This is a genomic window from Blautia sp. MCC270, assembly GCF_018785605.1.
GTDB lineage: Bacteria > Bacillota > Clostridia > Lachnospirales > Lachnospiraceae > Blautia_A > Blautia_A fusiformis.
This window is the reverse complement of sequence record NZ_WQQD01000028.1, coordinates 99,051-116,206: the sequence shown is the minus strand read 5'-3', so window position 1 is coordinate 116,206 and position 17,156 is coordinate 99,051. Positions and strand designations below refer to the sequence as shown.

General features: G+C 45.8%; 16 protein-coding genes and 1 pseudogene. 4 read left to right on the top strand and 13 right to left on the bottom strand.

Annotation, left to right across the window (positions count from 1 at the left end; translation table 11 throughout):
* Nucleotides 1-12: 12 nt before the first annotated feature.
* From GPK58_RS08690 to GPK58_RS13425, 3 genes and pseudogenes are all read right to left on the bottom strand, one after another.
* Nucleotides 13-1,272: an FAD-binding protein gene (locus GPK58_RS08690; RefSeq protein WP_215638512.1), complete on the bottom strand. Its 1,260-nt coding sequence runs from the start codon at nucleotides 1,270-1,272 to the stop codon at nucleotides 13-15.
* Between the two features lie 73 nt (nucleotides 1,273-1,345).
* Nucleotides 1,346-2,251 carry a quinolinate synthase NadA gene (nadA, locus tag GPK58_RS08685; RefSeq protein ID WP_215638511.1) on the bottom strand — a complete coding sequence of 302 codons (906 nt, stop codon included), beginning with the start codon at nucleotides 2,249-2,251 and terminating at the stop codon, nucleotides 1,346-1,348.
* A 441-nt stretch (nucleotides 2,252-2,692) separates the two neighbouring features.
* Nucleotides 2,693-2,788, bottom strand: a pseudogene (locus GPK58_RS13425) (sugar phosphate isomerase/epimerase); the annotation flags it as partial.
* Between the two features lie 487 nt (nucleotides 2,789-3,275).
* Here GPK58_RS13425 and GPK58_RS08680 point away from each other — a divergent pair.
* Nucleotides 3,276-4,559 carry an O-acetylhomoserine aminocarboxypropyltransferase/cysteine synthase family protein gene (locus GPK58_RS08680; protein ID WP_118752456.1) on the top strand — a complete coding sequence of 428 codons (1,284 nt, stop codon included), beginning with the start codon at nucleotides 3,276-3,278 and terminating at the stop codon, nucleotides 4,557-4,559.
* A gap of 189 nt (nucleotides 4,560-4,748) precedes the next feature.
* Here the strand turns inward: GPK58_RS08680 and GPK58_RS08675 are convergent, their stop codons facing one another.
* The 3 genes from GPK58_RS08675 to GPK58_RS08665 form a co-directional block, all read right to left on the bottom strand.
* Nucleotides 4,749-5,042, bottom strand: a complete 294-nt coding sequence (locus GPK58_RS08675) for a phage holin family protein (RefSeq protein WP_015525728.1) — start codon at nucleotides 5,040-5,042, stop codon at nucleotides 4,749-4,751.
* Nucleotides 5,043-5,254: 212 nt separating this feature from the next.
* Nucleotides 5,255-6,265, bottom strand: a complete 1,011-nt coding sequence (locus GPK58_RS08670) for a GGGtGRT protein (protein WP_015525727.1) — start codon at nucleotides 6,263-6,265, stop codon at nucleotides 5,255-5,257.
* A gap of 40 nt (nucleotides 6,266-6,305) precedes the next feature.
* Nucleotides 6,306-6,998: an iron-sulfur cluster assembly scaffold protein gene (locus GPK58_RS08665; RefSeq protein ID WP_015525726.1), complete on the bottom strand. Its 693-nt coding sequence runs from the start codon at nucleotides 6,996-6,998 to the stop codon at nucleotides 6,306-6,308.
* A 246-nt stretch (nucleotides 6,999-7,244) separates the two neighbouring features.
* Between GPK58_RS08665 and GPK58_RS08660 the strand changes: the two genes are divergently transcribed.
* Nucleotides 7,245-7,982, top strand: a complete 738-nt coding sequence (locus GPK58_RS08660) for a TraX family protein (protein WP_215638510.1) — start codon at nucleotides 7,245-7,247, stop codon at nucleotides 7,980-7,982.
* Between the two features lie 124 nt (nucleotides 7,983-8,106).
* Here GPK58_RS08660 and GPK58_RS08655 read toward each other — a convergent pair whose 3' ends face one another.
* The 7 genes from GPK58_RS08655 to GPK58_RS08625 all read right to left on the bottom strand — a co-directional run bounded on the left by GPK58_RS08655 (nucleotide 8,107) and on the right by GPK58_RS08625 (nucleotide 15,473).
* Nucleotides 8,107-8,775 (bottom strand): transferase, encoded by a 669-nt coding sequence (locus GPK58_RS08655; protein ID WP_021651109.1) that lies wholly within the window; start codon nucleotides 8,773-8,775, stop codon nucleotides 8,107-8,109.
* The gene (locus tag GPK58_RS08650; RefSeq protein WP_215638509.1) at nucleotides 8,772-10,823 is read right to left on the bottom strand and encodes a DNA topoisomerase; all 2,052 of its coding nucleotides are present in this window, start codon (nucleotides 10,821-10,823) and stop codon (nucleotides 8,772-8,774) included. Before GPK58_RS08650 ends, GPK58_RS08655 begins: the two co-directional genes overlap by 4 nt.
* A gap of 1 nt (nucleotide 10,824) precedes the next feature.
* The gene (locus GPK58_RS08645) at nucleotides 10,825-11,580 is read right to left on the bottom strand and encodes a formate/nitrite transporter family protein (RefSeq protein ID WP_015525722.1); all 756 of its coding nucleotides are present in this window, start codon (nucleotides 11,578-11,580) and stop codon (nucleotides 10,825-10,827) included.
* Between the two features lie 181 nt (nucleotides 11,581-11,761).
* Entirely contained in the window at nucleotides 11,762-11,998 is a 237-nt protein-coding gene (locus GPK58_RS08640) for a DUF3343 domain-containing protein (RefSeq protein ID WP_015525721.1), read from the bottom strand.
* 99 nt (nucleotides 11,999-12,097) lie between these two features.
* Nucleotides 12,098-13,183: an aspartate-semialdehyde dehydrogenase gene (gene asd / locus GPK58_RS08635; RefSeq protein WP_015525720.1), complete on the bottom strand. Its 1,086-nt coding sequence runs from the start codon at nucleotides 13,181-13,183 to the stop codon at nucleotides 12,098-12,100.
* Nucleotides 13,184-13,276: 93 nt separating this feature from the next.
* Entirely contained in the window at nucleotides 13,277-14,656 is a 1,380-nt protein-coding gene (gene argH, locus GPK58_RS08630; protein ID WP_015525719.1) for an argininosuccinate lyase, read from the bottom strand.
* A 151-nt stretch (nucleotides 14,657-14,807) separates the two neighbouring features.
* Nucleotides 14,808-15,473, bottom strand: a complete 666-nt coding sequence (locus GPK58_RS08625) for an epoxyqueuosine reductase QueH (RefSeq protein ID WP_059086312.1) — start codon at nucleotides 15,471-15,473, stop codon at nucleotides 14,808-14,810.
* 128 nt (nucleotides 15,474-15,601) lie between these two features.
* Here GPK58_RS08625 and GPK58_RS08620 point away from each other — a divergent pair, with 128 nt between their 5' ends.
* Together GPK58_RS08620 and GPK58_RS08615 are read left to right on the top strand one after the other, a co-directional pair.
* Complete coding sequence (locus GPK58_RS08620; RefSeq protein ID WP_092069257.1) at nucleotides 15,602-16,369, top strand: ABC transporter ATP-binding protein; 768 nt, start codon at nucleotides 15,602-15,604, stop codon at nucleotides 16,367-16,369.
* Nucleotides 16,362-17,156 carry an ABC transporter permease gene (locus GPK58_RS08615; protein ID WP_215638545.1) on the top strand — a complete coding sequence of 265 codons (795 nt, stop codon included), beginning with the start codon at nucleotides 16,362-16,364 and terminating at the stop codon, nucleotides 17,154-17,156. Before GPK58_RS08620 ends, GPK58_RS08615 begins: the two co-directional genes overlap by 8 nt.

The window sequence follows — 17,156 nt, the reverse complement described above, 5'->3', positions numbered from 1 at the left end:
TTCCGGCTGCATTTATGCCGCACCTGCAGCACTTTTCTTTTCTGCTGAGATTGCTTTGGCTGCACGTTTTGCAAATACAAGGCTCTCCAGCAGGGAATTACTTGCCAGTCTGTTCGCGCCATGTACACCGTTGCAGCTGGTTTCTCCCACTGCATAAAGCTGGTCCATGCTGGTCTTGCTGTCAGAATCCACCCAGATACCGCCCATGAAATAATGCTGAGCAGGAACAACAGGGATGCATTCTTTTGTCACATCATAGCCTTCTTCCAGACACCTCTGATAAATATTCGGAAAATGATTCAGGATCGTATCTTTATCAATATTTTCCATGGAAAGCCATACATGGTCTGTTCCTTCTTTTTTCATTTCTTCCAGGATCGCATTTGTTACTACATCTCTTGGAAGAAGTTCATTGACAAAACGCTCTTTTTTGCTGTTATAAAGTACTGCGCCTTCTCCGCGGACCGACTCTGAGATCAGAAATCTTCGGCCTGGTCTCTTGGAGTACAGCGTTGTCGGATGAATCTGCACATAATCCAGATGTTCCAGACGCACATTATGTTTTTTCGCAATATCAAGGGCGTCACCTGTGAGATGTGGATAGTTGGTGGAATGCTCATATCTTCCTCCGATCCCGCCGCTGGCCAGGATCGTATCCTGTGCATAAATCTCTACCGGGATCTCTCCGCCCGGCTGGATCTCTTCCTGGGTCTTCACCGCTTCTTCGGCTTCCATAGCTTCAAGACGTGCCCTGTTCGCTTCTGCGGAAACTGCCTTCAGACCTGTACATTTGCCATTTTCCACAAGAATATCCCGCATGGTAGTATATTCCAGAATTGTTACATTTTCAAGCTTCAGGACCTGCTGGAGCAGTTTTTCGGAAATTTCTTTTCCTGTGATATCCTCATGATAAAGGATCCTCGGTCTGGAATGTGCACCTTCTCTTGTATAGGCAAAATCATCTCCATCCATCTTGAAATCCACGCCATATCCGACAAGATCATTAATGATGTCTCTGGAGCCTCGGATCATAATGTCTACCGACTCTTTTCTGTTTTCGTAATGTCCTGCCTTCATGGTGTCTTCAAAATAGCTGTCGTAATCGTTTTCATCACGGAGCACACAGATCCCGCCCTGGGCCAGGAAAGAATCACTGCTCCTCATATCCTCTTTTGTGATAATCACGATCTTTTTGTCCCGCGGAAGCTTCAAGGCGCTGAACATACCTGCAACACCTGTTCCCACGATCACTACGTCTGTTTTAATTCTCATTGCTTTTCGCCTCTCTGTCCTGATTTCTCTTTTCATCCAACTTAGACAAATCTTTTATACAAATGTGTTTTATTTATTTTGCCAGTTCCAGCATCCGCTCCAGCGGTCTCTTCGCGTTTTCACGTGTCTCGTCTGTTACATGAACCTCATTCTCCCCGGTTTTCAGAACGTGGAGAACTTTTTCCAGAAATACTTTTTTCATGTTTTTGCAGACCGGTACGGTTTCTGTGAAGTAGAATTTTTTATCCGGGCAGGTAGTTTCCAGCTTGTACTGAACGCCACATTCTGTGCAGATGATAAACTCTTTATTGTCACTTTCCTGTGCATATTTAATGATTCCGGATGTGCTTCCGATGTAATCAGCCTGTTTCAGAACTGTCTGCGGACATTCCGGATGTGCCAGAACCAGTGCATCCGGGTGCGCTTCTTTTGCTGCTTTTACTTCTTCCGGATCCATAAATTCATGGACAATACAGAAACCTTCGTTATAAATAAAGTTCTTCTCAGGAACCTGTTCTGCAATAAAATGTGCAAGATTTCTGTCCGGGATAAAAAAGATGTTTTTGTTCGGAAGCGCTTTTACGATCTTTACTGCATTTGCGGAAGTAACACATACATCAGAAAGCTCCTTCAATGCTGCTGTGGAATTAATGTAACAGACAACTGCCACATCGTCATATTCCTCTCGCACCTTGCGGATGCCTTCTTCTGTTGCCATATGAGCCATCGGACAGTCTGCATCCATGGCAGGCATCAGAACAGTTTTATCCGGACTTAAGATCTTGGCGCTCTCTCCCATAAATCCTACTCCACAGAACACGATCGTCTTCTCTTTCGCGCTGGCTGCGATCTTGCTGAGATAAAAGGAATCTCCTATATAGTCAGCTACATCCTGCACTTCAGGACGCACGTAGTAGTGTGCAAGGATGATGGCATCTTTTTCTTTTTTTAATTTCTGGATTTCTTCTACAACTGTCATTATCTTTCACCTTTCCTGCAGGATTTCTTTTTTGAGTTCCTGCTTTTGCTTTCTAGTACAGCGAATATTAAGTAACCGCCATATTGACTTGTCTGATTTTTCATCTGCTGCGTCAATATAGCAGAAACTTAATTTTCGCTGTACTAGTCTTTATTATGCAGATGCTTCTGATCTGCTTTTTTTATTATCATGTAACTTTTTTCAAAACATCTTACACATAATACCACAGTCCTTTACATGTGACAAGACAGTTGTTTGATATGTGTAAAGTTTTTTTTGTAAAGAAAGACATCAAAAAACACGGTTTCCACAATGAAACTTTCATCCTGGAAACCGTGTTTCTGCACACATTCATTATTTTATCAGTCTTATTCACCGTTCTGCGTACTGTCAGCTGCTCATTTATTGCAGTTTTCTTTCTGATCTGCCGCGATCACCCGATCATTTCCCCAGCAGTTCTCTCTCAATCCGCTCTCTTGCTTCCGGTGCCTGCTTACCCATCTTTTCCGGAAAACCAAACATGGAAACGCAGGCAATGCCGCTTTTCCACGACCATTCAGCCACGGCGGATTTATTACCATTTTTGTGCACGTGAATGCGATATCTTTTTTGTACAAAATTTCCATTTTGTTTTTATGCGGTTTTCACTATTTGTTACTTCATTCACATATTTTGTTTGTTTTACAGTATTTTTTCGGCATTCACTCACATTTTCGCATCTATAAAATGACTTACTATGCTTATTATAAACGTTGATCATATAGCGTTTTATTATGTGCACCAGAACGCAATATTTCATTTCCCTTATACCCTAGTAGAGTTTATGTAGAATATTATTGTATTTCAACACATAAAGAGTTATACTTATATGTAGTTTTATTTAAAATACACAAATGCATTTTTCATACTTTATTTAACCGAACTTTAAGGATCAAAGCTTCTCTCAGAAATCCCTGAAACGCAGGCAGGCTTCCCTGATTCGGTTAAATTCATACGAAAAACACAGCAGAAAGGACTTATCCCTATGAGCGACTATAATTTAGAGACTAAATGTATCCACTCCGGCTATACCCCATCCAAGGGCGAGCCCTGTGCACTTCCTGTCTATCAGAGCACTACTTACAAATATGACACCACTGACGAAATGGGCCAATTATTTGATCTGAAGGCAGACGGATATTTTTACACCCGTCTCCAGAACCCGACCAACGATGCCGTAGCTGCAAAGATCGCAGATCTGGAAGGCGGTGTTGCTGCGATCCTGACTTCTTCCGGACAGGCAGCCAACTTCTACGCAGTATTTAATATCTGTGAGGCAGGCGATCACGTTGTTGCCGCTTCTACCATTTACGGAGGAACCTTCAACCTTCTTGCCGTCACCTTCAAGAAGCTTGGCATTGACTGCACCTTTGTTGATACCGATGCAACAGAAGAAGAGATTGCTGCCGCATTTAAACCGAACACAAAGGTTCTCTTTGCAGAAACTATCGCCAATCCGGCTCTGGTCGTCCTGGACATCGAGAAATTTGCACACGTTGCACACCAGAACGGCGTGCCTCTTATTGTGGATAACACCTTTGCCACACCGGTAAACTGCCGTCCCTTCGAGTGGGGTGCAGATATCGTTACCCACTCCACCACCAAATATATGGACGGGCATGCCGTTCAGGTAGGCGGCGCCATTGTCGACAGCGGTAACTTCGACTGGGATGCCTATGGCCATAAATATCACGGTCTGACAGAGCCGGATGAATCCTATCACGGTGTTGTCTATACAAAGCAGTTTGGAAAAAAAGCTTACATCACTAAGGCTACTTCCCAGCTGATGCGTGATCTGGGCTCTATTCCGTCTCCGATGAACTGCTTCCTTCTGAACCTCGGCCTGGAAACGCTTCCACTGCGTGTTGAACGCCATTGCTCCAATGCCCAGAAGATCGCAGAATACCTGAACGCACACGAAAAGGTTTCTCATGTAAATTATGCAGGACTTCCAGAGGATAAATATCACGCACTGGCTCAGAAATATATGAAGGATGGTCGTACCTGCGGCGTTATCTCCTTTGAACTGACCGGTGGCCGTGATGCAGCAGTCCGTTTTATGGACAGTCTGAAGCTTGCCACCATCGCAACTCATGTTGCTGCTTCCATCACTATGGTCCTTCACCCAGCCAGCCATACCCACCGTCAGATGAACGACGAGCAGCTGGTTGAAGCAGGAGTTTCTCCCGGAATGATCCGTCTTTCCATTGGTATCGAAAATGTAGATGATATTATCAAAGATCTGGATCAGGCACTGAAAAATGCATAAATAACCAATTCAAAAAGGAAGGATACATCTGCTCATGCATGATGTATCCTTCCTTTTTATGATATATTTTCTCCTACTCTCAATTATGGCATTTCCGCAAATTACCTGCATCCTGTTCTGAACGGCTTTCTTCTGGCGCATAAATTCCTGCAGCTGCTGCAAGTATCTGAAACTACCTTACAAAATCCATTATTCATCTTTTTCCAGCTGTTTGATCAGCTGGTTCACATATGTAGAAAGCCCCGCCACCAGGACTCCCTGTGTCGTGGATGTAAATACTGCCATTGCAATATCCTGTGCATTTTTACAGGAACAGGTAGCAAAAATATAAATTCCGCATATAAGGATCCCTGCACACCCCAGTATCAGCGGAATATATTTGTCCTTCACAGCCTGAGCCTCCTTCAGTGCGATCCCCATAAAATACAAAGCGATCGCTGTGATCAGCAATTCCGGTTTAATATAATCCACAAGCGCTTCCATAAATATTCTCAATATCTCCCCTGCCGCTTTGATTTATTTTATGAATTTCTCCAAAAAATATTTCATAAATTCCCCAAAAATGTTAGCTACGTGTTCGCTATTGCTGTTTTTTCGCACTTTTTGAAAATATTTTGTTCTATTCCGATTCAAAAAGAAAAAGGCCATAAACCCTAAGGTTTACAGCCTTTCCCACTATTTTTCGTTATCTGAAATCAGAACTTGCCAGCGTCAGCAGCTTCCTGTACGGAAACAGCTACAGCAACTGTCATACCAACCATCGGGTTGTTTCCAGCGCCGATAAGACCCATCATCTCTACGTGAGCCGGTACGGAAGAAGATCCTGCGAACTGAGCGTCAGAATGCATACGTCCAAGTGTATCAGTCATACCGTAGGAAGCAGGACCTGCTGCCATGTTGTCCGGATGAAGTGTACGTCCTGTACCACCGCCGGAAGCAACGGAGAAGTATTTTTTGCCTTTCTCGTTGCACTCTTTTTTGTATGTTCCTGCTACCGGATGCTGGAAACGAGTCGGGTTTGTGGAGTTTCCTGTGATGGAAACGTCAACGCCCTCTTTCCACATGATCGCAACACCTTCCGGAACGCTGTTAGCGCCGTAGCAGTTAACCTTTGCACGAAGTCCCTCAGAATAGGATTTACGGAATACTTCCTTAACCTCGTTCTTATATGGATCATACTCTGTCTCTACATATGTAAAGCCGTTGATACGGGAGATGATCTGAGCAGCATCTTTTCCAAGACCGTTCAGGATAACACGAAGAGGTTTTTTACGAACCTTGTTTGCTTTCTCTGCGATACCGATCGCACCCTCAGCTGCTGCGAAAGACTCATGTCCTGCAAGGAAGCAGAAGCAGTCTGTCTCTTCCTCAAGAAGCATCTTTCCAAGGTTTCCATGTCCAAGACCTACTTTACGTGTGTCTGCAACGGATCCCGGGATACAGAAAGCCTGAAGGCCTTCTCCGATAGCTGCTGCTGCGTCAGCGGCTCTTCTGCAGCCTTTTTTGATCGCGATAGCTGCACCTACTGTGTAAGCCCAACAAGCGTTCTCGAAGCAGATCGGCTGAATGCCTTTGATCTGATCGTAAACGTTCAGTCCTGCGTCTTTAGTGATTTTCTCAGCTTCTTCGATAGAAGCGATTCCATAGCTGTTTAAAACAGAATTGATCTTGTCAATTCGTCTCTCATATGATTCAAATAAAGCCATTTCCTGTAACCTCCTGATATTTTTACCTTACGAAGTGTAATTACTCTTTTCTTGGGTCGATGATCTTAACAGCATCTGCAACACGGCCGTACTGACCTTTTGCTTTCTCCCATGCTGTGTTCGGGTCATCACCTTTCTTAATGAAGTCAGTCATTTTTCCAAGGCTTACGAACTGATATCCGATGATCTCATCGTTCTCATCAAGAGCGATACCTGTAACATAACCCTCAGCCATCTCAAGGTAACGAGGTCCTTTTTTCAGAGTTCCATACATTGTACCAACCTGAGAACGAAGTCCTTTTCCAAGGTCCTCAAGACCAGCGCCTACTGCAAGTCCGTCCTCGGAGAATGCAGACTGGGAACGTCCGTAAACGATCTGAAGGAAAAGCTCTCTCATAGCTGTATTGATTGCATCACATACAAGGTCTGTGTTCAGTGCCTCCATAACGGTAAGTCCTGGAAGGATCTCAGAAGCCATAGCTGCAGAGTGAGTCATTCCTGAACATCCGATTGTCTCGACAAGTGCCTCCTGGATGATTCCCTCTTTAACGTTAAGGGAAAGCTTACAAGCACCCTGCTGCGGAGCACACCAGCCAACACCGTGTGTAAATCCGGAGATATCCTTTACTTCTTTTGCCTGAACCCATTTTGCTTCTTCCGGGATCGGAGCGGCACCATGATGTACGCCCTGTGCCACTGGACACATTTCTTCTACTTCGCGTGAATAAATCATTTTAAAACTCCTTTCAAGTATAGATTGACCGATGTTATTGAGAAAAAAAGTTCGATAACACCCTACGGCTATTTTCTCACAAAACCTTTGTTTCGTCCAGTCATATTTGATAAAATTTTGCCATAAAACGCATAATATTGGTAGTTATTCCGGCAGTATTGCATGCCTAACTGTCAAATATTTCTGGCAACTACTGTATGTATGTGATAATATATTAGCAAGTTTAACCTTGGAGGTATATTTTTCATGAATGCATCTGTGGATTCTGTTTTTCCAGAAAAATACCGCATTCTCAGCGGAAGCGCTCTGAAGATGATCGCGGTCATCACCATGCTGGTCGATCATATCGGAGCTGTGCTGCTCAGTATGTATCAGCCCGCACAGAAAATCCTGTTTACACTTTTCGGCAGAGAATATACTGTATATCTTATTTTCCGCGATATCGGAAGAGCTGCTTTTCCCATCTTCTGTTTTCTCCTGCTGGAAGGCTTCCGGCATACGCGGAGCCGGTTCCTCTATGGAAGAAATCTCCTTCTTTTTGCGCTGCTCTCAGAAATTCCGTGGAATCTGATGTTTACAAATACGCTGCGTTACGAAAGACAAAATGTGTTTTTTACGCTTTTCCTCGGATATCTGGCCTTTTGTGCCATCGAATATTTCCAGACCAGACCTTCGATGCAGCTTCTCTGCATCCTGGGACTGCTTGTTGTTTCCATTTTTCTGAAAGCAGACTATGGATGGCGGGGGTATATCTTCCTGCTGATCATGTACTATATGCGAGACGATAAGCCAGGCCAGGCAATCCTCGGAAGCTGCTGGCTTTACTATGAATGGAGAGCCTCCTTTGCCTTTCTGTCCATTAACCTGTACAATGGAAAAAGAGGCTTCATCCGCGGAAAATCAGCAAAATATTTCTTTTACTGGTTTTACCCAGTCCATATTATAGGACTGGTCATACTTCGACAGCTTTTGTTTTTATCTTAATCCCGCCCGCTCCCGGTCGGTTCATCCTTCCACGACCAATACTGTTGCATCCAGCACCCCATCAAAAAAAAGCTGCACTCTCTCAAAAGTGCAGCCTAAATGCGTGTCCAGAAGAATCTGTTTCTTATTTTTTCTTTACGATCTCTTTTGCATTTTTATAAATGGAATCTGCAGGAACACATCCACGTACCGGTGACAGCGGGTAGATATTAGAATTCCGTCCGATCACAGTACCGGGATTCAGCACAGAACCGCATCCGACTTCAACATGATCTCCGAGCATCGCTCCGAATTTCTTAAGACCGGTTTCGATCTTTTCATCCCCGTCTTTTACGACAACCAGCTTCTTGTCTGATTTTACGTTGGAACAGATCGATCCGGCACCCATGTGGGACTTATATCCCAGCACAGCATCTCCAACATAATTATAATGAGGAACCTGAACCTTGTTAAACAGCACTGCATTCTTAAGCTCTGTGGAATTTCCCACAACTGCGCCCTCACCAACGATAGCCTTGCCGCGGATAAATGCACAGTGGCGCACCTCGGCGTCTCTGCCAATGATAGCCGGTCCGGTGATACTTGCAGTCGGCGCAACTGTAGCGGATCTTGCGATCCATACATTTTCGCCCTTCTCCTCATATTCAGAAGGATCCAGTGTTTTTCCCAGCTTAATAATGAAATCTCCGATCTCCGGAAGAACCTCCCACGGATAGGTTTTTCCCTCAAAAAGCTCTGCTGCAATGGTCTCATTCAGATCCAGCATATTGCTAATAGTAAAATCTTTCATCATGATGATCTCTTTCCTCCCTGTCCGGAAGCCCGCTCCGGCTTCCTGTAGTTTACAGCGGCCGCATCAAAAAACTGCCGCAGGTTATACTGATAATTGCTTGCCTCCACCTGCCGGGTACGTACCCGCACAAAATGCTCCAGCTTGTCCATATATTCCTGTTCCGTGATGCTGCCCTCTGCCACATAGGTGAGCCCCTTTTCCCAGCTTGCCGTAAGCTCCGGGTTCAGAAGCTGCCGGATAGAACAATTTACCACATCAAAGATCATTTCCCCAAGAAGCGTTGGAGTGATCACCTGGGTCTTTTTGTTCAGTGCCAGATATTTGATGTTAAAAAGCTTCTTCAGGATCTCGGCACGGGTAGCACTGGTGCCGATCCCGCTTCCCTTGATCTGGGCTCGAAGCTCCTCATCCTCGATCAGCTGTCCTGCATTTTCCATGGCAAGGATCATGGAACCGGAATTGTATCGTTTGGGCGGTGAAGTCTCACCCTCCTTGATACTCAAACCGTTCACAGGAAGTATATCACCCTTTTTCAGCTTCTGCAACGCCTCCAGGAGCACAGTATCACAGGAAGCCTCGTCTTCCTCTCCATTTCCGTTTTTCTCACTGTCTGAAGCCCTTTTCCGCGAAAAAGAATTCGTGGCAATCTTCAGATAGCCTTCTTCTTTGAGAACCTTAAAGGATGAAAAGAATGCCTCTCCGTCCAGCTTCGTCACAAGACTCACCTTCTGATAAACGGCCGGCGGATAAAAAATACATAAAAATCTCCGTACAATGGTCTCGTACACACGCTGTGCGGTAAGAGACACATTTCCCAGCGCGTTCAGTCCCTGACCGGTAGGAATGATCGCGTAATGGTCTGTGATCTGCTTGTCATTCACATATCTGGTCTTTGCAATGCTTTTCCAGGATTCCATCCCCAAAACCTCTGCCGCCGCAGCACCGGCCTGCTGATAATTTCGAAGACCGGATATATTCTTGTATATCTCCTTGGCCACTGCCGTGGAAAGAACTCTGGCATCCGTTCTCGGATAAGTCACCAGCTTCTTCTCATAAAGCTCCTGTACGATCCGGAGTGTCTCGTCCGGACTGATCTTAAACAGCTTTGAGCACACATTCTGAAGCTCCGCCAAGTTAAAAAGAAGCGGCGGATTTTTGTTTTCTTTTTTTCGTTCCACCTTTTCCACAATACAGGAAAGGGGCTGGTTCACCATCAGCTGATCGATCAGCATCTGTGCATGCTCTTTTTTCCTGAAGCCGTTTTCTTTATAAAGATACGGGGACTGGAAATACCGGCTGCCTTCCACAGCTCTCCATTCACCGTCAAAATTTTCGCCTGCAAGTCCAATACTGCCAAGGACACGATAGAAGGGTGTCTTCACAAAGACACGGATCTCCCGTTCTCTCCGCACCACCATGCCAAGAACACAGGTCATCACACGCCCAACTGCAATAGCCTGATATTTGGAATGGAGATAATTGGTGACACTGCTTCCGTAGCGCAGGGTCAGAACTCTGGAAAAATTGATTCCCATAAGATAATCTTCCTTTGCGCGGAGATACGCAGACGCTGCCAGATTATCATACTCCGAGATGTCCTTCGCTTCACGGATCCCTCTTAAGATCTCTTCCTCTGTCTGGGAATCGATCCACACACGTTTCTGGACTTTTCCCTTTACTCCTGCCATCTGGGCTACCAGACGGTAGATATATTCACCCTCACGTCCGGAGTCGGTACACACATAAATGGTATCCACATCCGGCCGGTTCAGCAGTCCTTTTACGATCTCGAACTGCTTTTTGACCCCGGGGATCACTTCATATTTGAATTCGCGCGGCAAAAAAGGCAGGGTATCAAAACTCCACCTTTTAAACTTGATATCATATTTTTCGGGATAGCTCATGGTAACCAGATGTCCTACACACCAGGTTACCACAGAATCATCAGATTCCAGATATCCGTCTTTTCTCTGACCGTTGATCTTCAAAGCCTTCGCAAATTCCTGTGCCACGCTGGGCTTCTCCGCTATGTATAAAGCCTTTGCCATACTATTTATCTGCACTCATCTTTCTAAGCGGCCATGCCAGAAGCACAGCTCCGCCAACTATATTTCCCAGTGTTACGATCACCATGCTTTTAAGCATAGCGCCGACAGACAATCCTGGCACCATACAGAATGCAACTGTAAAAATACCCATATTTGCAATACAATGCTCAAATCCGCTGACAACGAAACCTGAAATACAGATCACGATCATCAGGAACTTGCCTGACTCACTCTTCAGCTTAATGCCGCAGAGAACAGCAAGACAGACGAAGAAATTACAAAGTACCGCACGGAAAAACATCTGTCCTGCCGGAATACTCAGTTTTCCGTTTATAAATCCTGCAAAATAATCTGCTGTACCGGACGCTCCGGCACCTACAAAGATCAGCGCCAGGATCAGGCATCCCACAAAATTGCCGATGTAACTGATTCCCCAGACCTTTCCAACATCTTTCCATGATACGCTCTTGTCATACGCACCAAAAGCCATTACCAGATTGTTACCGGTAAACAGCTCTCCTCCTACCATTACGATCAACAGGACCGCAATGGAGAACACGATGGCTCCAAGGAATTTCCCCCATTCCGGGAAAGTTTTGGAAAATACATTTCCAACAACGTTACTGTAGATCATCGCCACATCAATAAAAAATCCGGCCATGATCGCCCGCATAAAGTATTTTCCGAAATTGCTGTTCAGTAAGTTTATCTTACCCTTCGCAGCGGTTGACAGTTTCTCTACATCCTCCCTGTTCATAAATAGCACCTCCACATATTTTTAGCAAGCGTGGCACTTTGTTGCTGCTTCTTTGTTCACAGCAACACGCTTTCCGGAAATCTGTTTGTTATATTGTAACACTTTACTAATTATTTAACAATAAAAATGCGAAAATTTTCAAAAATTTCCGTTTTGTTACATACAACAAACAATATCCGTTTTATACCAGAACACGATAGATGCCATCCCAGGCCAGTTCCTTTTTTTTCAGGAAATTTTCTGTTTCCTCCTCTGATTGCTCCACGCATTTCCATGCCAGTCCGCACTGGGCACTGATCTCTGAAGGGATCGGGATCAGCCTTCCCGGAAATTCAGATTCCTTGGCCGTTCTTTCCATTTTCATGGCAGCCGTGGTTGTGGAAAATGTCACAACTGTAGTAATTACTTTTCTGCGCATATCTCCTTTGTTCCTTCCACATACGCAAAAACAGGACACCGGAAAAACCGATATCCCGTTTCTGATGATTTTCTTTATTTCATGTAAAGGATCCAGTTCTTATTTAGCCTGGATATATCCTTTCGCTTTCAGAGTTTCTGCACAGAGAACTGCTCCGCCTGCGGCACCTCTTACTGTGTTATGGGAAAGTCCGATGAACTTGTAATCATAAACAGTATCCTCACGAAGACGTCCTACAGATACTCCCATTCCATTCTCATAGTTTACATCCATCTGTACCTGCGGACGGTTGTCCTCCTCAAGATACTGGATGAACTGCTTCGGAGCGCTTGGAAGCTCAAGCTCCTGCGGAAGTCCCTTAAACTCAACCAGCTTCTGGATCAGCTGCTCTTTGGTAGGTTTCTTGCGGAATTTAACGAATACAGCTGCTGTATGTCCGTTGAGGACCGGAACACGTACACACTGGCATGTGATGACAGGTGTGGTAGCTGGAACGATCACGCCGTCCTCGATCTTGCCCCAGAGTCTTAACGGCTCCTTCTCACTCTTCTCTTCCTCACCACCGATGTACGGAATGATGTTGTGCTCCATCTCCGGCCAGTCCTTGAAGGTTTTTCCTGCTCCGGAAATAGCCTGGTATGTAGTGGCAACTACTTCATACGGCTCGAACTCTTTCCATGCGGTAAGTACCGGAGCGTAACTCTGGATAGAGCAGTTCGGTTTAACAGCTACAAAGCCGCGTTTTGTTCCGAGACGTTTCTTCTGGAATTCGATAACCTCGAAGTGCTCCGGATTGATTTCCGGAACTACCATCGGAACGTCCGGTGTCCAGCGGTGTGCGCTGTTGTTGGACACAACCGGTGTCTCTGTCTTTGCATATTCTTCCTCGATCGCCTTGATCTCATCCTTAGTCATATCAACTGCGGAAAATACAAAGTCAACCGTAGCTGCAACCTTCTCAACCTCGTGGATATCCATAACAACCAGCTTCTTTACTGCCTCCGGCATCGGAGTATCCATTTTCCATCTGCCGCCTACAGCCTCCTCGTAGGTCTTGCCTGCGCTTCTCGGGCTTGCCGCTACAGTAACCACCTCAAACCACGGGTGATTCTCCAGAAGAGAAATGAATCTCTGACCAACCATTCCAGTTGCACCTAAAATACCGACTTTAAGCTTTTCACTCATAATAAAACTCTCCTCATCTTGTGTCCCTCCATGGCACACATTTGTCTTTTCTGTAAATACTATACCAATTTTTCCTAAAATGCAAGCATTATCTTAATTTTTTTCAAGATACTCTTTATTCTGAGCAATCACCTGCTCCATCACGTCCGGTCCCGGCGCTCCCAGAGTCACACGTTTTTCCACGCAGGTCTTCATACTGATGGCTTCATAGATGTCCTCCTCAAACACAGGACTGATCTCTTTGTACTCGGAAAGCGGAAGCTCATCCAGAGAGATTCCCTTATCCAGACAGAGAAGGACCAGTCTTCCGACGATGCCATGAGCATCACGGAACGGTACACCGTGGTTAACCAGATAATCTGCTGCGTCTGTGGCGTTTGTAAAGCCTCTCTTTGCACTTGCCTCCATGTTGGCTTTGTTGAACTGCATAGTGGAAACCATGCCGGTAAACAGGGCGATACAGCCCTTTACGGTGTCAATGGCATCAAAGGTCAGCTCCTTGTCTTCCTGCATATCTTTGTTGTATGCAAGCGGGATTCCCTTCATGGTTGTGAGAATAGATGTCAGCGCTCCGTAAACACGGCCTGTTTTTCCACGGACAAGCTCTGCGATATCCGGATTCTTCTTCTGCGGCATGATACTGCTGCCTGTGCTGTATGCGTCATCGATCTCAACGAAACGGTACTCATTGGAATTCCACAGAATGATCTCCTCGGAAAAACGGCTCAGATGCATCATGATCGTAGAAAATGCACTGAGAAGCTCGATGACATAATCTCTGTCAGATACGGAATCCATACTGTTTCTGGTTGGTGCATCAAAGCCGAGAAGCTCTGCAGTATAGGCACGATCCAGCGGATAAGTGGTTCCTGCCAGTGCTCCCGCTCCAAGCGGACAGGTATTCATTCTCTTACGGATATCAAAAAGTCTGTCACGGTCTCTGCGGAACATCTCAAAATATGCGCCTACATGGTGTGCCAGAGTTACCGGCTGTGCCTTCTGAAGGTGGGTAAATCCCGGCATGTAGGTGTGAACATTCTCTTCCATGATCTTCTGCAGGGCAAGAAGAAGGTCCTTCAGCTCCTTATCTGTCTCATCGATCTCGTCGCGGACATAAAGCTTCATATCCAGAGCTACCTGGTCATTACGGCTTCTTCCTGTGTGAAGCTTCTTTCCGGCATCTCCGATACGGTCGATCAGGTTTGCCTCCACGAAGCTGTGGATATCCTCATACTCCGCTGTGATCTCCAGCTTGCCTGCTTCCACGTCTGCAAGGATACCGTCCAGTCCTTCTGTGATCTGCTCCTTTTCTTCCTCTGTCAGGATCCCCTGTTTTGCAAGCATGGCAACATGTGCCTTGCTTCCACGGATATCCTGTCTGTAAAATTTTTGATCAAAGGAAATGGATGCGTTAAAATTGTAAACCAGCTTGTCCGTTTCTTTTGTAAAACGGCCTCCCCATAACTGTGCCATATTGATTCTTCCTCACTTTTCTTTTTTGCGGCAGAACTGTCTTCTCCGGACATACACGAGCTCCGTCTCCCGGACGTCTGCACTTTTCTGTGTTAGTGTAACATATTTTTATAAAAATGCAAAGTTTTTCATAATTATACGTTTGCTGTCTTCAGCCGTTGTTACTGTTCACTCGGTTCTCAGTAACCAGCCGTTCTCTGTCCATGGCTTCTTTCTTTGAAAATACACAGCCGCAGTAATTCTGCCGGTACAGAGCATGCTCATGAGACAGTTCAATAGAACGCTTGTAGCCATTCTTTTTCTTAAAATCCGAAGTCAGATGTGGCACTTTATAGATTTCTGCCAGCTCCTCGCCAATCTCATTGATCTTCTGTGCATTTTTCAGCGGACTGATACTTAAGGTTGTGGTGAAATAATCATATCCGCCCTCCTTCGCCAGTTTTGCCGCCTCTTCCATCCGCAGACGGTAACACCGAAAGCACCTCTCTCCTCCTTCTGGAACATCTTCCAGGCCTTTTGCCATCTCGTAAAATTCCTTCGGGTCATACCGTCCCTCCACCAGCGTTACCGGATGTACAAACTCCATCTCCCCGATCAGGCGGCGGATCTCAGCCACGCGGTGTGAATATTCCTCCACCGGTGCGATATTGGGATTATAAAAAAATATCGTGATCTCAAAATACTGCGACAGATATTCCATCACATAGCTGCTGCATGGCGCACAGCAGGCATGCAGAAAAAGTCTGGGGGTTTTCCCTTCTTTCTGGTTTCTTTCAATCAGTTTATCCAGTTCTTTCTGGTAGTTTCTCTTGTTCAATGTTTGTAATTCCTTTCTCTATGACTGTTTTCAGGCAGACATCAAAGTATGCTCTCTGCCATTGGCCTTCTCATGTTTCAGACATATGATAATATTATACCATTATCTACGAAAAGGAGGCAACATCCATGAATCCTGTCCTGAAAGTGCGGGACGTGTGTCTCTCCTATCACACATTGTCCGGTGAGACACCCGCCCTTTCTCATATATCCTTTGACCTGATGCCCGGTGAATTCCTGTCCATTGTAGGACCTTCCGGATGCGGAAAATCCACTCTTCTGAATCTCATTGCCGGCCTGCTCACTCCGGAACACGGTTCCATTACTCTGGGAGGCCGGCCGGTATCCTCCGGCAGTGCCGCTGTAGGATATATGCTCCAGAAGGATCATCTTCTGGAATGGCGGAGCATCTACAAAAACATCCTTCTCGGCCTGGAGATCCGGAAAGAGCTCACACCTGAAAAGCTGGCACATGCAGAAGCCCTTCTTCAGACCTACGGTCTGGACCGTTTCCGTGATGCCCGCCCTTCCCAGCTTTCCGGCGGTATGCGCCAACGTGCCGCTCTGATCCGGACCCTTGTGCTGGAACCGGAGCTCCTTCTTCTGGATGAACCTTTTTCTGCACTGGATTACCAGACACGCTTAAATGTCAGTGATGATATCGGAAAAATCCTCAAAAGCTCCGGCAAGCCTGCGATCCTGGTCACTCATGACATCTCCGAAGCCATCAGTATGGCCGACCGGGTACTGATCCTTTCTGCACGTCCTGCCACTGTACGAAAGATCATTGATATCGATCTGGATATCAGCGACCGCACTCCCCTCTCCTCCAGAAATGCTCCGGATTTTAAGAAATATTTTAACATCATATGGAAGGAGCTCAATGAAAATGCCTGAAATTTCCAGACAGCAGAAACAATATCTTGCACGGCAGAAAAAAGAAAAACACATTATCCTGGCTGCACGAACACTTCTTTTTGTTCTGTTTATGGGACTTTGGGAAATATCCTCTGATCTTGGATGGATCGATTCCTTTATCTTCAGCAGTCCTTCCCTGATCGCAGAGACCTTTCTTTCCATGTGCAGGGATCAGTCCCTGTTTGCACATATTGCCGTGACACTGGCAGAAACTCTTGTCAGTTTCTTTTTTGTTGTGATCCTGGGCGTAGGAACCGCAGTACTTCTCTGGTGCTCCCGACGGATCGCACGGATCCTGGAGCCATGCCTGGTGGTACTGAACAGTCTCCCGAAATCTGCTCTGGCCCCTCTTCTGATCGTATGGCTTGGTGCCAACGAACGTACCATTGTGGTCGCCGGCATGTCTGTAGCCATCTTCGGTTCCGTTATCAATCTGTACTCCGGCTTCTGCCAGGCAGATCCGGAAAAGCTGAAGCTGATCGAAACTCTGGGGGGACACAAAAAGGAAAAGCTTCTGAAGATCGTCCTGCCCTCCTCCATTCCTCTTATCCTGAGTGTGATGAAGGTCAACATCGGGCTTTGCCTGGTGGGCGTGATCATCGGAGAATTTATCGGTGCCCGAAAAGGCCTGGGATACCTGATCATTTACGGAAGCCAGACATTCAGACTTACATGGGTCCTGATGTCCATTGTGATCCTATGCATCATTGCCATGCTGCTGTATTTTGCACTTTATCTTATTGAAAAACAGGTCCGGAAGCATTAG

Bases quoted from the DNA above. Each gene is read 5' to 3' on its own strand.
- GPK58_RS08690 (WP_215638512.1), bottom strand. From the start codon at position 1,272: ATGAGAATTAAAACAGACGTAGTGATCGTGGGAACAGGTGTTGCAGGT.
- nadA (WP_215638511.1), bottom strand. From the start codon at position 2,251: ATGACAGTTGTAGAAGAAATCCAGAAATTAAAAAAAGAAAAAGATGCC.
- GPK58_RS08680 (WP_118752456.1), top strand. From the start codon at position 3,276: ATGAGCGACTATAATTTAGAGACTAAATGTATCCACTCCGGCTATACC.
- GPK58_RS08675 (WP_015525728.1), bottom strand. From the start codon at position 5,042: ATGGAAGCGCTTGTGGATTATATTAAACCGGAATTGCTGATCACAGCG.
- GPK58_RS08670 (WP_015525727.1), bottom strand. From the start codon at position 6,265: ATGGCTTTATTTGAATCATATGAGAGACGAATTGACAAGATCAATTCT.
- GPK58_RS08665 (WP_015525726.1), bottom strand. From the start codon at position 6,998: ATGATTTATTCACGCGAAGTAGAAGAAATGTGTCCAGTGGCACAGGGC.
- GPK58_RS08660 (WP_215638510.1), top strand. From the start codon at position 7,245: ATGAATGCATCTGTGGATTCTGTTTTTCCAGAAAAATACCGCATTCTC.
- GPK58_RS08655 (WP_021651109.1), bottom strand. From the start codon at position 8,775: ATGATGAAAGATTTTACTATTAGCAATATGCTGGATCTGAATGAGACC.
- GPK58_RS08650 (WP_215638509.1), bottom strand. From the start codon at position 10,823: ATGGCAAAGGCTTTATACATAGCGGAGAAGCCCAGCGTGGCACAGGAA.
- GPK58_RS08645 (WP_015525722.1), bottom strand. From the start codon at position 11,580: ATGAACAGGGAGGATGTAGAGAAACTGTCAACCGCTGCGAAGGGTAAG.
- GPK58_RS08640 (WP_015525721.1), bottom strand. From the start codon at position 11,998: ATGCGCAGAAAAGTAATTACTACAGTTGTGACATTTTCCACAACCACG.
- asd (WP_015525720.1), bottom strand. From the start codon at position 13,183: ATGAGTGAAAAGCTTAAAGTCGGTATTTTAGGTGCAACTGGAATGGTT.
- argH (WP_015525719.1), bottom strand. From the start codon at position 14,656: ATGGCACAGTTATGGGGAGGCCGTTTTACAAAAGAAACGGACAAGCTG.
- GPK58_RS08620 (WP_092069257.1), top strand. From the start codon at position 15,602: ATGAATCCTGTCCTGAAAGTGCGGGACGTGTGTCTCTCCTATCACACA.
- GPK58_RS08615 (WP_215638545.1), top strand. From the start codon at position 16,362: ATGCCTGAAATTTCCAGACAGCAGAAACAATATCTTGCACGGCAGAAA.